Source organism: Flavobacterium branchiophilum NBRC 15030 = ATCC 35035, from assembly GCF_002217205.1.
In the GTDB taxonomy this organism is placed as follows: domain Bacteria; phylum Bacteroidota; class Bacteroidia; order Flavobacteriales; family Flavobacteriaceae; genus Flavobacterium; species Flavobacterium branchiophilum.
The window spans coordinates 1-14,771 of the sequence record NZ_MUGT01000035.1; the positions used below are offsets into that span (position 1 = coordinate 1).

A 14,771-nucleotide genomic window follows, 5' to 3' on the forward strand; every position below is an offset into this window, starting at 1 on the left:
GGACTATTTTATAAATATACTTGGTATAAAATAAAAAAAAGGCTGCCCTATACATTTAGGACAGCCTTTTTTTATACAATTATTACAAACCTCACCACTACCCTCTTATAATAAAAGGGTAGTTTAGAAGTTTAATTCATTTCAATACAGCATATTAGGTTATTTTTTAATCACTTTAACCGTTTTAGATACGGTGTCGGCGGTTACTTCTACAAAATAAGTTCCTGCTGCATAACCCGATAAATCCAGTTGCGCTGTTGTAGCATTTGGATAAATCGAAATGACTTCTTGACCAATCATGTTTGTTACTTTTACTTTTGTAATGGCATTTGAATAATTCAAATGCAATACATCAAATGTTGGGTTTGGATAATAAGTAAATGCTTTACTATCAAAAGAATCATTTTTCAAAGTAACAGTAATTGTAACAGCAAGAGCCGTACTAGTACATGAGCCTACTGTTTGTGTTACATAATACGTAGTGTTATTTGCCAAAACTGTAGTTGTAGGTATGGCATTTGTCCCTGCTGCTGCATCGGCTGCAGAGGCATACCAATTTACTGTTGCACCAGAAAGCGTTGTAACCATGATGTCTGCAACAGTGTGTCCTTCTACAAATGTTTGTGTGGTGCTACCTGTTGGTGTGGCTACGTTGCAGCTTATGGTTAATACACCATTTACAAAAGTGCTGCCATCCCAAAATCCACCACCTGTTGTACTATATCCTCCGTAAACATAAGGAGCAGTTACTGATTGGAATCTGCTGGCAATATAATAAGTACCCGCTGGTAAAGATGCACCAATAGTAGCTTTATATTCGTCGTTACTAAAACCTGTATAAGCACTATTGTATGTAGCTGCTACCCAGTTTGTCCAAGTAGAAGGATCGGTATTAGTTGTTGAATATCCAATCCAAGCGCTGATGTTTGCACCTTGTCCTGTGCCTGGAGTAACTCCCGTTTTATATACTTGACCTGTTACAGTAACAGATTGTCCAACATTGATACTTGCTGTTCCTGGTGCTTGTAAATTTGCCCATTCTACCTGACAATTATTAATCACAATAGATCCCGTGGCTGTGGCCGTTCCACAGGCTCCTGAAGGAGTAATTGTGTAGTTGAATGTGCCTGTAGCTGTTGGTGTTCCAGAAATAGTTACCACGTTGTTAGCAAAAGTTGCATTTACACCCGCTGGTAAACCTGTAACTGTTGCCCCACTAGCACTTACGACATTATATTTAATATCGACAATTGCATTTGTCAAACAAATATTTTGAGCATTGGTACCTGTTGCAGAAGTCAATGTCAATGTAGTATTTGGTTTAACGACTATTGAGCCTAATGCAGCAACAGTTCCACATCCATTTGATGGTGTTAATGTGTAATCAAACGTTCCTGATTCCGTTGGTGTACCCGAAATAGTAAATACTCCATTTGAATAAGTTCCTGTTACTCCTGTTGGCAATCCTGTTATGCTAGCTCCAGTTGCATTACCAACCGTGTATTGAATATCAGTAATTGCTGAATTAATACAAAGTGTTTGCGCCTCTGTACCCGTAGCAGATGTCAATGTTAGCGTTGAAATTGGTTTTACAACAATTGAACCTGTAGCCGTAGCTGTTCCACAACCTCCTGTAGGTGTAATAGTATAGTTGAATGTGCCTGAAGCCGTTGGGAAACCAGATATTGTAAACACACCATTAGCATACGATCCTGTTACACCGTCAGGCAATCCCGTAACAGTGGCTCCTGTTGCCGTAGTAATATCGTAAGTAATATCTATAAGTGTTAAATTCAAACAGAAATTTTGTGCATTGGTACCTGTTGCAGAAGTCAATGTCAATGTAGTATTTGGTTTAACGACTATTGAGCCTAATGCAGCAACAGTTCCACATCCATTTGATGGTGTTAATGTGTAATCAAACGTTCCTGATTCCGTTGGCGTACCCGAAATAGTAAATACTCCATTTGAATAAGTTCCTGTTACTCCTGTTGGCAATCCTGTTATGCTAGCTCCAGTCGCATTACCAACCGTGTATTGAATATCAGTAATTGCTGAATTAATACAAAGTGTTTGCGCCTCTGTACCCGTAGCTGATGTCAATGTTAGCGTTGAAATTGGTTTTACAACAATAGATCCTGTAGCAGTAGCCGTTCCACAACCTCCTGATGGAGTAATGGTATAATTGAATGTTCCAGATGCTGTTGGTGTTCCAGATATAGTGAACACACCACTTGTATAAGTTCCTGTTACACCATCTGGCAATCCTGTTACAGATGCTCCAGTAGCTGTTGTAATATTATAAGTAATATCCGAAAAAGCCGTATTTATACAAACGGTTTGAGCATCTGTTCCTGTTGCAGAAGTTAATGTCAATGTCGTATTTGGTTTAACGACTACCTCTACTGTTTTGGTTTTAGTACATGAATTGTTAGCTGTTGCAGTTGCAGTATATGTCGTTGTAACCGCCGATGTAGATTTTACATACACAGAAGAGGCGACAGTTCCAGTTGTATAAGGCGTTGTTGCAGTAGCATCGGTATATAAATTTGTAGCTGGCGACCATGTAATAGTTGATGGTAGCGCATTTGTAGCAACAAAAGTAGTATTTAATCTATTAACACTTGTAATTGGAGTAGGATTAGACTCCGCATAAGCATCACTAGACGCAACTGGCGTTGAAGTAACAGCATATAATACTGTATTACCCGTTGTAGCGGTATAATAAGTAGTAGCATTGTTTGATGAATCTATACCAGTTTGTCTAATATCGACTACTATATTTGAAGTACCATCCCAAGTATAAGGGGTTTGAAATGTAATTGTATTTTCGCCAACTACATGATTATAAGTAGCCGTACTGAAAACAGTTGTCAAACCTGTTGTTACAAATGCACTCAAAGTGGTATTGGTAGTTGTACCTATTCTTAATTTAAAATCCGTAACATTAGTGGCACTTCCTTGTGTAGTTATATTAAACTTTAGAGCTGTTATATTACCTGCATTAATACCTAAAGCGTTCAACTCTGCCGCAGTAAATACCATTTGCCCCCAATAATGATCGTATCTATTACAAAAAGCAGTAGGAAGAGAAGCATTTACTGATAATGTAGTTGCAGTTCCAACTGTTCTCGTTACACTGGTATCTATAGGAGTTGCTTCTAATTTTTGAATAGCATCTACACATATTGAAGCAGAAGCTGGAGTTATTGTAATATCAGCAGGTACCGCATTTACAGTAACTGGAAAAGTAACTATATTATTACATGGTGTTGTACCTGTTGATTGTGAAGCATTTAAAGTATAAACTGTTGAAATTGTTGGGTTAAATGTCCAGCCCGTAGTACTATTGCCAGTTACACCAGTTGCAGGAGTCCAATTGTAAGTATCATAATCTGATGCTCCTGTACTAATAGTTATAGCCGATGAAGTACTACCAGAACAAATAGTTGTGCTATTTGTATTTAAAGTTAATGTTGGTGGTGTAGTTACAGTTGCAACAGCTGGCATTCTACCAGAAGAACATGTTGCTTGTCCATTTAGCTTTAAATTTAAACGAGTTGTAGTAACAGTACCAGTTGTTGCTGAACTGCCGTTAAAATCAGAATGTACTACCATATTGCCTGTTGTAGCTGTAAAATAAGTAATACCATTATTAGTAATATCTGCTCCGTTATACATAACTTCTATAACTATATTAGAAACGCCATCCCAGTTAAAAGGTGTAGTAAAGTTTATAGGTTGTTCTCCAGAAGCAGTATGTGTATGGGTTACAGGACCATAAACAGTTGCAAAACTAGTTGTTGGAACCCATGTTGTAGTCATTGAAGTTTGAGTAGAAGTACCAATTTTAACAGTAAAGTTAGAATTAGTTGCACCATCTCCTAATGTAGTAGTAAAATAAGCCATTGAGGTAATATTTCCTGCACCCAAACCAGCAGCATTTAATTCAGCAGCTGTGTATAACGTTTGAATTCGATATGATGGCCATCTGTTAACAAAAGCTGAAGGTTGAGCTGTTGCACCTGTCAAAGTAGTACCATTTCCGATTGTTGCACTTACTGGCGTACTTGATTCTGCACCAGCATAATAAGTAGTAGTTGCAGCAATGTTTGGTGTAGTAAAAGTAGCACCTGACCCTAGTGCAACACCACCAGTTTCAGCAGCATACCATTTCACAGTAGCACCTGAATTTGCTGTTGCTGCTAAACTTACTGTTCCTATACCACATCGTGTAGCTGGTGTAGTAGCAGTAATGCTATTTGCAAATGTAATTTGTACTGCTGTAGAAGAGCCTGTTGCTGGCCCTGTTGAGCATGTTACTTCACATTTATAATACAAAGGTAATGTTGGTGATACTGTTAATGTAGCATTGGTTGCTCCCGTAATTGCTGTATAAGTTGTTCCATCAGTTGATGATTTCCATTGGTATGTTATACCCGTACCAGCAGGAATTGCTTGCAAACTTAAATTTACAGACTGACCTAAACAAATTGCATTTGTAGAAGGAATTGTGTTTCCTGGAGCGGGTGTTCCGCTACAAGTGTTTGAGTTTGCATAAGATAAATATCCTGTGTAGTTGGCACTTGTTGCTGAAAAATTTGATGTCAAGGTAATTGGTGGGCCAGCAACAAATGCAGCTGTACTACCAAAAGCAGATGAATAGGCTCCAGTAGCTGAAGGTGATTGTACAGGAATATTGGTAGAAACAATACCTGAATCAGATAATCGAACTTTAATATCTGTAAAGGTTCCTAAAACTGGTAATGCTTCAAATCGTCTTGTCGTACTTAATCCAATAATAGATGGGTCTTCCGTTCCTGTATTACTACTAAATGACTCCGCTTTAAATAAAGCTATTGAAGTTGTAGATGGTGCTAAAGCTATTGGTGTATAAACTCCTGATTTTCCAATTGGAAAAGGAATAAAAGTTGCATTTGTATTCGCATTTGCAATAGATCTTGTTAAGGCTCCATTCACATAAGCGGTATCACTACCCCCTGTTAATGTACCTACTGTTGTAGCATCACCTAATTGTAAGATATTTGTACCCGTTGTAACGATACCATTAGTTAATGTAAGTGCTGTTAGCGCTGTTAAATTACCACCCGCTAATGTTACTCCATTTGTGTTACTTACTGTTACACTATTTGCTGTTCTAGTTGCAGGTATTTCATATCCAGAAGTTCTTGCAATAGATTCTTGTGCATATATCAAAGAATAAGTACCCGTACCTAAATTGAATGTTGGTGCGGCATCAAAACTTCCTCCTGCTGTAGTTAATCCTGCAGAACCAATTTGTGTCGTACAATTAACTGCTGCTCCTATTCCAAAAGTTATCTTATTACTATTCGTAATTGTTCCTTGAAACAAATTTACTCTTGCTACAATAATAGGATTGGTATGTGTAATTGTCAATCCAGCCGTATTTTGCATATTCAAAGTAGCAATATTTGTTAATACTGTTCCTGAACCCGCCAATGTTTGAGCTGCACTACCTGTTAGGTTTACAAAGTTTAATGTACCAGAAGTTCCTGTTAATACACCGTTATTAGTTAAAGTAGTACCTCTTTGAGATAAACCTCCAGCACCTGTAGTTGATAAGTCTAATATCCCATTTGCTTCAATAGTAGTATTTCCATTTGCAATTACTGTACCAGTAGTAGTAGTAGCTTGGAATCTTCCTTGAGATATTAATATGTTACCATTTACAGTTAGGGTTCCCGTTGAAGTTGCTCTAAATATACCTGTACTACCAGTTGATCCAGCTGCTGTTATGGTTAAATTTCCTTTAATAGTTGAAGTATTTGCTCCAAAGAAATTTAAAGTAGTTGTTAGCAATGGACAATTAAAAACAACATTACCAAATGATTGGTTATTATTTGTTGGTGCAGTTGTTGAAGTTGTTAAACCGCTAATTGTTAAAGTAGCAGTTGTGTCCCAAGTTGCAAGAGGCACAGGTGGTGCTCCAGTTGTAGCTCCAGTTGAGTTACAGTTTGAACCCGTAGCAAAACTTAGAGTTGCTACTGAACCAACTAATGTATTACCAGCTACACCTAAGTTAACTACTCCAGTAGAAGCTACATTGACTGCTGTTCCAGTGCCGCCTGTTGTAGTAATTACGTTTGATGTACTTCCCGCAAAGTTAATGGTACCTGCAATTAAACCTGTATTTCCAGATCCTGAAAAAGCAATAGCGGCAGCTTTTGTAGCATTTAGTAAACTAAATGAACTTCCATTTTCTACTACGAAATCATCACTAGGTCCACCCGAAATTGTTATGGTTCTTGTTGCTGTTGTGGTCGATTCAAAAGATAAAGTAGTATTATTGATAACTTTTAATTGTCCAACTGTTGTTGCTGCTGCAACACTAATAAAGACATTACCACCAGTTGTTGTTGAACCATCACCATCAACTATATAAGTATCTGAATTTGTTAAACTTGTTGGTGTAGAGCCGCTACCATCTGCACTCGTGTTCCAATTGGCTAAAGTTGCAAACGGTGCTGGTGCAGCTAAAGTTGATGTACCTACCCAATAATAAGTGGCACCATTTAGAGTAGTTTGACTACCAGTAATTCCCGTTGATTGACCTGCTACAACAAGTGCAACAACTTTATAAAAATAGTTTGTACCTGCAGACAGACCTGTTTGATTTGATAAATAGGAAGTTCCTGAACCCGCAGAAGTAGTTGAAGTAACAAATACACTACTAACATTTTGGGTAAAACCTGCATCCGTTGCACGTGTTACCATAAATCCAAATTCATTAGTTGCATTATCAACCCAATTTACTGTTGTTAAATTTGCTGTTATACCACTAAAAGTAATTGTATTTACATCACCTAAAACAGTACTTATTGGAGTAAAAGAAAAATATCTTCTACTACCATCTGCCGTTGATCCTATATTTGCAATTGGTGTTGCTCCAACAGGATTTGCTCCTGCTGCAATTGTGTTTGAAACTAAAGTTGTACCTGCTGTAAAAGTAGCTGTAGCTCCAATTGTAACAGAACCGACTGTTGTTGCTGTGTTACTTGATGCTATTGAAATTGATCTAGGCGAAGTAGTTGTGCTAGAATTATAAATATCACCGTAAATATAAGTAATTTTTCCCGTTGTTTCTTCTAACCAAACCTGCATGTTTCCAGCATTAGATAAATTATAATAACTTACATAAAACTGATTCCATTCTAGAATAAAAGTACGATTTGGTGCAGTACCTATAACTTTAAATCGTAGTCCATTGTTAACCTCATTATCTCCTGTAAAAGGAGCTAAAATAGCTGACCCTGCAGCTGTAGAAACATTTGTTCCAATAGCAGTTGCTGTCGAAGAAGTATGCAGCTGCATTTGCCCATTTGAATTGGCACTGAAATGAGTGTATGATACTCCCATAAAAATGAAATTAAAACCAATTTCTTGAACAGTTCCAGATGCATCATCCTGATTTCCTGCAAGATAACTCGTGCTACCAGATGAAAGTTCCTGCAAAGTTCCTGTTGTAGCTGTCTCAAAAGCATAATTACCTATACTTTGACCTTGTACAAAAACAAAAGTAAAAAACGCCACAAACAACATTACAAACGAAAGCCAAGTTCGTTGCACTGATGGTGGCGGTGGGTTTTTTTGATTTGAAACATGTGTTGGCCCCGTGTCTATACGGGATACAACCGAATCGTAATTGTTCTTCATAAATGAATGTATTTATTAGTAAAAAAATAGTTCATAAAATTAACACTTTTTTTAATACTAACAAAAAAAATACACTCTTTTTTTAAAATTTCAGCAAATAATCATTTTTTTTAGGTAATTGTTTAGTAATTTAGAATCTGCATTTTTTGAAAAAATAACCTGTTTTGGGAGCTGTTTTTTTAATTTGAATTGTAAAAAATGTTTCTTACATTAGGTTAAATTCTATTTTATTTTGCGTTAGGGATTTTCACAATATCATATTTTTTTTGGAGCTCAATGAACGTTGTTTGAAACGGATTGCCCGACCCTTGGGGAACGACCAAAATAGGGCAATGCTATTTGCTGTTTTATTTTGAATTTGACTCTTAAAATTTAAAAAAAAGAAGTTAAGTTTTTTTAGTAAAAAAAATAAATTTATCTTTGCGAAATTATGACACAAATATCCGCAGATAACAGCAACAATCAAGAAATTGTAAAAAATGTATTTACAAAATATCTTGAAACCAAAGGACATCGAAAAACTCCTGAACGATATGCTATACTTCAGGAAATTTACGACAATAATGAACATTTTGATGTAGAAAATTTATATATCAAAATGAAAAATAAAAATTATAGAGTTAGTAGGGCAACCTTATACAATACTATTGAGTTATTACTCGATTGTGGATTGGTTCGAAAACACCAGTTTGGACACAACCAAGCACATTATGAAAAATCCTATTTCGACAAACAGCACGACCATGTTATCATGACAGATACGGGAGAAGTCTTTGAATTTTGCGACCCTCGTATTCAAAACATCAAGCAAACTATTGAAGAGATTTTTGGCATTGAAATTCAAACCCATTCTTTGTATTTTTACGGAACAAAAAGAAAATAATTACAAAATAAACAACACATTACAACAACATGACGATAGATTTATTATTAGGACTACAATGGGGCGATGAAGGCAAAGGTAAAATTGTCGATGTACTCACGTCAAAATACGATATTATTGCCCGATTTCAAGGTGGACCAAATGCTGGTCACACGCTTGAATTTGATGGCATCAAACATGTTTTAAGAACTATTCCATCTGGAATTTTTCATGAAAACGCCATTAACATTATTGGCAATGGTGTGGTAATAGATCCCGTTGTTTTTCAAAAAGAAATAGAAGGTCTTGAAAAATTCCAGTTGAACATCCAAAAGAAATTGATTATTTCTAGAAAAGCCCACCTCATTTTGCCCACACACCGCTTGCTGGACGCCGCTTCTGAGGCATCAAAAGGAAAGGCAAAAATTGGCTCTACACTCAAAGGCATTGGCCCTACATATATGGACAAAACAGGCAGAAATGGTATTCGAGTAGGCGATATTGAATTAGCCGACTTTGAAACCCGCTACCGTAATTTGGCCGACAAGCACGAAGAAATGATCCAATTTTATGATGTGGATATTCAGTACAATTTGCCCGAAATGGAAAAAGAATTTTTTGAAGCCATCGAACAACTCAGAAAATTGACATTTATTGATAGTGAAGAGTATTTGGCCAAAGCTCAAAAAGAAGGCAAATCCATCCTTTGCGAAGGTGCTCAAGGTTCATTATTAGATGTTGATTTTGGAACTTATCCGTATGTTACCTCTTCAAATACAACGGCTGCTGGTGCTTGTACGGGATTGGGTATTGCTCCTAATAAAATCAAAGAAGTTTTTGGTATTTTTAAAGCCTATACTACTCGAGTGGGTAGTGGCCCTTTTCCTACCGAAGATTTTGAAGAAGCGGGAGATATTATGGCAAAAATTGGAAATGAATTTGGCTCTGTTACGGGTCGCAAACGCCGATGTGGATGGCTTGACTTGGTGGCTCTAAAATATGCCATTCAAGTTAATGGTGTTACACAACTGATGATGATGAAAGGCGATGTGCTTTCGGGTTTTGAAACCTTAAAAGTAGCCACGTCTTATAGTTATAAAGGTCAGGAAATCAGTCATTTGCCATATAATATTGAGCCTGAAAATGTTACACCTATTTACACCCATTTGAGTGGTTGGAAAGCCGATTTGACAAGTATGACAACTTACAACGAATTGCCATCAGAATTAAAATCCTATATAGCATTTATCGAAAACTATTTAGAAGTTCCAATAAAAGTAGTTTCTGTTGGGCCTGATAGAAAACAAACAATAATCAAGTAAATTTCGTTTATAAAAACATAAAATCCTTTTAGCATTTATTAAAAGGATTTTTTTTGCTATATATCATGATTTGCATTATTTCCAAAATCTATGTCGCATTTTTCTGAATAAGTTATACTAATACCAAATATATTGATTTGAATTTATTAAAATAAAAAAACCCTCAAAATTGAGGGTTTTTTTGAAAATTTAAGCCTGACCTTTAGTTCCAAAATTCATTGGTACAGCTACATCGGCATCTTTAATTTCGCCATGTAGGGCTTCATATCGGTGTACGTTTTCTGCTAATGCTTTGATGAGGCGTTTAGCATGTTGTGGTGTTAATACTACTCTTGATTTTACCTTTGCTTTAGGTGCACCAGGCATAATACAAACAAAATCCACAACAAATTCAGACGATGAATGATTGATAATTGCTAAATTTGAATAAACTCCTTCGGCAATTTTTTCGTCGAGTTCTATGTTAATTTGACCTTCTTGATTTTCGTTCATTGATTTATCTTATAAAACTAAATTCATCTTTTTTTATCATCATATCATTGTAATCATCCCTAGAACCTACAATAATATTATCATATTCTCTCATACCAGTACCAGCAGGGATTCTGTGTCCAACAATCACGTTTTCTTTCAAACCTTCAAGTAAATCTACTTTTCCAGCCACAGCAGCTTCATTCAAAACTTTAGTCGTTTCTTGGAAAGATGCAGCAGAAATAAATGACTTGGTTTGAAGAGAGGCTCTTGTAATACCTTGCAAAACAGGTGTTGCAGTAGCCGTAATCACATCACGAGCCACCACGAGGTTTTGATCATTACGTTTCAAGAGTGAGTTTTCATCTCTCAATTGTCGAGAAGTAATAATCTGTCCTGGTTTTAATTGAGAAGAATGTCCAGCGTCTTCCACCACTTTCATACCATACAACTTGTCATTTTCGTATATAAAATCTTTAGTATGAATCAATTGATCTTCAAGGAACAAAGTATCGCCTGGATCTTGTACTCTTACTTTTCGCATCATTTGACGTATCACAACTTCAAAGTGTTTGTCGTTGATTTTTACCCCTTGCAAACGGTACACTTCTTGAATTTCGTTTACCAAATACTGTTGAACAGCAGCTGGCCCTTGAATTCTTAAAATATCTTCTGGAGTAATAGCGCCGTCGGACAAAGGAACCCCTGCACGAACGAAGTCATTTTCTTGAACTAATATTTGACTAGACAATTTAACCAAATATTTACGGACATCGCCGAATTTAGACTCTATAATAATTTCACGATTACCACGTTTGATTTTACCAAATGTAACCACTCCATCAATTTCAGAAACTACGGCAGGGTTTGAAGGATTACGAGCTTCTAACAACTCGGTAATTCTTGGTAAACCTCCTGTAATATCGCCTGATTTTGAAGAACGACGAGGGATTTTTACTAAAATCTTGCCCGATTTGATTTTTTCTCCATCTTCTACCATCAAGTGGGCTCCAACAGGCAAGTTGTACGAACGTATTAATTCGCCATCTTTTCCATAAACCAATAAAGTTGGGATTAATTTTTTATTTCTAGCCTCAGAAATTACTTTTTCTTGGAAACCAGTTTGCTCATCTATTTCAACTTGGAAAGTTTGTCCTTGTTCTAAATCTTCGTAAGCAATTTTTCCTGTAAATTCAGAAATAATTACCCCATTATATGGATCCCATTTACAAATCAACTCTCCTTTTGACACAATCTGACCATCAATAACATTGATACTCGATCCGTAAGGAATGTTATGAGTACTCAATAAAATACCCGTTCTTTCGTCTATTAATTTCAATTCTGTTGAACGAGATACCACAATATCTACTTCATTACCTTCTAAATCCTCGCCTTTTACGGTTTTCAAATCTTCAATTTCCAATCGACCAGGGAATTTAGCCACAATACTTGACTCTTCAGAAATACCTCCAGCAACCCCACCTACGTGGAAAGTACGGAGTGTTAACTGTGTACCAGGTTCACCAATAGATTGTGCGGCAATTACACCAACAGCTTCTCCTCTTTGTGTCATTTTGCCCGTAGCCAAGTTTCGACCATAGCATTTAGCACAAATACCTTTTGTGGCTTCACAAGTTAATGGCGAACGCACTTCCACTTTTTCAATTGGCGAAGCATCAATAGCTTTTACAATAGATTCGGTAATTTGTTCACCCGCATGTACTAAAATTTCAGACGTTAATGGATTGATAACATCTTGCAATGCCACACGTCCAAGGATTCTTTCTCCTAAAGATTCAACAATTTCTTCGTTTTTCTTCAAAGCTGAAACTTCTATCCCTCTCAAAGTGCCACAATCTACCAAATTAACAATGACGTCTTGAGATACATCATGTAATCTTCTTGTCAAGTAACCTGCATCGGCAGTTTTAAGTGCCGTATCGGCAAGACCTTTACGAGCACCGTGTGTAGAAATGAAATATTCCAAGATAGAAAGCCCTTCTTTAAAGTTAGAAAGAATCGGGTTTTCGATAATTTCTCCACCTCCAGCTGTTGATTTTTTTGGTTTTGCCATCAAACCACGCATACCTGTCAATTGTCGAATTTGTTCTTTGGAACCCCTCGCTCCAGAATCAAGCATCATGTACACCGAGTTAAATCCTTGTTGATCCTCTCTAATGTTTTTCATGGCCAATTCTGTCAATTGAGCATTGGCAGATGTCCAAATGTCAATAACTTGATTGTAACGTTCGTTGTTGGTAATTAAACCCATATTATAATTTGCAGAAATACCTTCCACTTGCTCTCTAGCATCTGCAATTAATTTTGTTTTTTGCTCAGGAATTCTAATATCCCCAAGAGAGAAAGACAAACCTCCTTTGAAAGCAAATTTGTATCCCATATCTTTCATGTTATCCAAGAAAGCAGCCGTTGTAGGAACATCCGTAACACTTAAAATGTGTCCGATAATATCTCTTAAATTCTTTTTGGTTAATACATCATTTATATATCCTGCTGCTTGTGGCACTACTTCATTAAATAATACACGACCCGCAGTAGTTTGAATGATTTTGTAAACCAACTCTCCGTTTTCATTAAAATCTTTGGCTCTAATTTTGATTCGAGCATTCAATTCCAATTTGCCTTCGTTTAAAGCAATATTGACTTCTTCGGCAGAATAAAAAGTTAAATCTTGTCCTAAAATGATATGATCTGGAGTAGATAAACGTTCTTTGGTCATATAATACAGACCCAATACCATGTCTTGAGAAGGTACAGTAATTGGAGCTCCATTAGCTGGATTCAATATATTGTGTGAAGCTAATAATAACAATTGAGCCTCCAATATTGCCTCTGGTCCTAATGGTAAATGAACCGCCATTTGGTCACCATCAAAATCTGCGTTGAAAGCCGTACACACTAAAGGGTGTAGCTGGATGGCTTTTCCTTCGATTAATTTGGGTTGAAACGCTTGAATACCTAAACGGTGCAAAGTAGGAGCACGATTCAGTAATACGGGGTGTCCTTTGATTACATTTTCAAGAATGTCCCAAACTACAGGCTCTTTTTTGTCAATTATTTTTTTGGCCGATTTTACGGTTTTTACAATACCTCTTTCAATCAATTTACGAATTACAAAAGGTTTGTATAATTCAGATGCCATATCTTTTGGGATACCACATTCAAATAATTTTAACTCAGGTCCCACAACAATTACCGAACGAGCAGAATAATCCACACGTTTTCCAAGTAAGTTTTGACGGAAACGCCCTTGTTTTCCTTTTAAGGAATCCGATAATGATTTTAATGGTCTGTTGGACTCCGTTTTTACTGCAGACGCTTTACGAGTATTATCGAAAAGGGAATCTACAGATTCTTGCAACATACGTTTTTCGTTTCTCAAGATAACTTCAGGAGCTTTAATCTCCATCAGTCTTTTCAAACGGTTGTTACGTATAATCACACGACGGTATAAATCATTCAAATCTGAAGTAGCAAAACGACCACCATCTAAAGGTACAAGCGGACGTAATTCTGGCGGAATAACTGGAACAACTCTCATAATCATCCATTCAGGACGATTTTCACGGTTCAAGTTAGATTCACGGAAAGATTCCACTACTTGTAATCTTTTCAAAGCCTCTGTTTTACGTTGTTTAGACGTTTCGTTATTGGCACTATGTCTTAAACTATACGATAATTCGTCAAGGTCTATACGAGCCAATAAATCCATAATACATTCTGCACCCATTTTGGCGATGAATTTATTAGGATCAAAATCGTCTAAATACTGATTATCAGCAGGTAAGGTATCTAAAATATTCAAATACTCTTCTTCTGTTAAAAAATCCAAACGTTGAACAGATTCTCCTTCTGGATTTTTAGCAATTCCAGCTTGGATTACTACATATCTTTCGTAGTAAATAATCATATCTAATTTCTTAGATGGCAATCCAAGGATATAACCTATTTTATTTGGCAAAGATCGGAAATACCAAATATGAGCAATAGGCACCACTAAATTGATGTGCCCTACCCTATCTCTTCGCACTTTTTTCTCGGTAACTTCTACTCCACATCGGTCGCAAATGATCCCTTTATATCTAATTCTTTTATATTTTCCGCAAGCACATTCAAAATCTTTTACAGGTCCAAATATTCTTTCGCAAAAAAGTCCATCACGCTCTGGTTTATGAGTTCTGTAATTGATGGTTTCAGGCTTTAAAACCTCGCCTCTTGATTCGGCCAAAATAGACTCTGGAGAAGCTAAACCTATCGAAATCTTATTAAACCTTTTTACTTGATTTTTGTCTTTATTATTTCTATTATTCATCATAGTTTTTACTATTGATTTATTTGCAATTAAAAAATTGATTTTTATTCATGCTAAAAGTTAGTTGGCTTATAATCAAAAACCC

At 36.4% G+C, this 14,771-nt stretch carries 5 protein-coding genes; 2 read left to right on the plus strand and 3 right to left on the minus strand.

Annotated features, from left to right (window positions below):
• Nucleotides 1–159: 159 nt before the first annotated feature.
• On the minus strand, nt 160–7,695 hold the full coding sequence (locus B0A58_RS04605) for an Ig-like domain-containing protein (protein ID WP_089080062.1): 7,536 nt from the start codon (nt 7,693–7,695) through the stop codon (nt 160–162).
• Nucleotides 7,696–8,125: 430 nt separating this feature from the next.
• On the opposite strand from B0A58_RS04605, the gene B0A58_RS04610 reads away from it, so the two are divergent.
• Nucleotides 8,126–8,578: a Fur family transcriptional regulator gene (locus B0A58_RS04610; protein ID WP_014083378.1), complete on the plus strand. Its 453-nt coding sequence runs from the start codon at nt 8,126–8,128 to the stop codon at nt 8,576–8,578.
• A 29-nt stretch (nt 8,579–8,607) separates the two neighbouring features.
• Nucleotides 8,608–9,879, plus strand: a complete 1,272-nt coding sequence (locus B0A58_RS04615; RefSeq protein WP_089080063.1) for an adenylosuccinate synthase — start codon at nt 8,608–8,610, stop codon at nt 9,877–9,879.
• A 189-nt stretch (nt 9,880–10,068) separates the two neighbouring features.
• Here the strand turns inward: B0A58_RS04615 and B0A58_RS04620 are convergent, their stop codons facing one another.
• Nucleotides 10,069–10,371 carry a DUF3467 domain-containing protein gene (locus tag B0A58_RS04620; protein WP_014083376.1) on the minus strand — a complete coding sequence of 101 codons (303 nt, stop codon included), beginning with the start codon at nt 10,369–10,371 and terminating at the stop codon, nt 10,069–10,071.
• Nucleotides 10,372–10,375: 4 nt separating this feature from the next.
• The gene (gene rpoC, locus B0A58_RS04625) at nt 10,376–14,689 is read right to left on the minus strand and encodes a DNA-directed RNA polymerase subunit beta' (RefSeq protein WP_089080064.1); all 4,314 of its coding nucleotides are present in this window, start codon (nt 14,687–14,689) and stop codon (nt 10,376–10,378) included.
• Between the last annotated feature and the right edge of the window lie 82 nt (nt 14,690–14,771).

Coding starts and splice junctions, on each gene's coding strand:
- B0A58_RS04605 (WP_089080062.1), bottom strand. CDS start 7,695: ATGAAGAACAATTACGATTCGGTTGTATCCCGTATAGACACGGGGCCA.
- B0A58_RS04610 (WP_014083378.1), top strand. CDS start 8,126: ATGACACAAATATCCGCAGATAACAGCAACAATCAAGAAATTGTAAAA.
- B0A58_RS04615 (WP_089080063.1), top strand. CDS start 8,608: ATGACGATAGATTTATTATTAGGACTACAATGGGGCGATGAAGGCAAA.
- B0A58_RS04620 (WP_014083376.1), bottom strand. CDS start 10,371: ATGAACGAAAATCAAGAAGGTCAAATTAACATAGAACTCGACGAAAAA.
- rpoC (WP_089080064.1), bottom strand. CDS start 14,689: ATGATGAATAATAGAAATAATAAAGACAAAAATCAAGTAAAAAGGTTT.